Genomic DNA, 837 nt, shown 5'->3' on the forward strand with positions numbered 1-837 from the left:
ATGTTTAGGGCTTCGGATGCCGGCCCTGGCGCAGTGTGTTGGACCGGGAGCGGGGCCGGCGTCCGAAGGCCTTCAGAGGAGATGGTATGGGGCGGGCGGCGAGGGTGATCCAATAGCGCTGCCACACACCATGGAGGCAGCCCGTGCCACAGACGGATGACTTGAGCCGCTCCCTCGTCGCCCTGGAGCAAGACAATACGCTGATCGCCGTGATCGAGATGAGCGCGGCGAGCTGGTTGGTGGGCGGGTTGGTTCCCGGCCTCGCCCGCGAGCCGCAGAAGAAGCTCGAGGCGGATGCGCCGGCGCTCCTGAAGCTGATCCACCGCTGGCAAGATAAGGCCGGGAAAGCCGGACTGCGGATCAAGCGGATCGTTGTCGCCTACGAGGCCGGGCGGGACGGCTTCTGGCTCGCGCGCTGGCTGATCGCTCAAGGCGTGGAGGTCTATGTGATCCACTCCACGAGCGTGGCGGTCTCGCGCGAACACCGGCGGGCGAAGACCGACCGGCTGGACGTGGGCCTGTTGAAGCGTTCGCTGCTGGGCTGGCTTCGCGGTGAGGCCGGCCACTGCCGGATGGCGGCGATCGCCTCGGTGGAGGCGGAGGACGCGCGGCGGCCGAACCGCGAACGCGAGCGGCTGACGAAAGAGGCCACCCGTCCGGTCAACCGAACCAAGGCGGCGCTGGCCCGCCGGGGGGGTGCGGGGTTTCAACCCGAAGCTTCGAAAGGCCATCGACAAGCTGGAGGGGCTGTGCACGCCGGGAGGCACGCCCTTGCCGCCCAACAGCGTGGCCGAGCTCAGGCGGGACCTGGAGCGCTTGGCATTAATCCGCCGGCAG

At 68.8% G+C, this 837-nt stretch carries 1 pseudogene; it reads left to right on the plus strand.

Annotation, left to right across the window (positions count from 1 at the left end):
* Positions 1-143 precede the first annotated feature (143 nt).
* A pseudogene (locus tag FFK22_RS41980) lies at positions 144-837 on the plus strand (hypothetical protein); the annotation flags it as partial.

It is taken from the genome of Mycobacterium sp. KBS0706, assembly GCF_005938675.2.
GTDB lineage: Bacteria > Pseudomonadota > Alphaproteobacteria > DSM-16000 > Inquilinaceae > Inquilinus.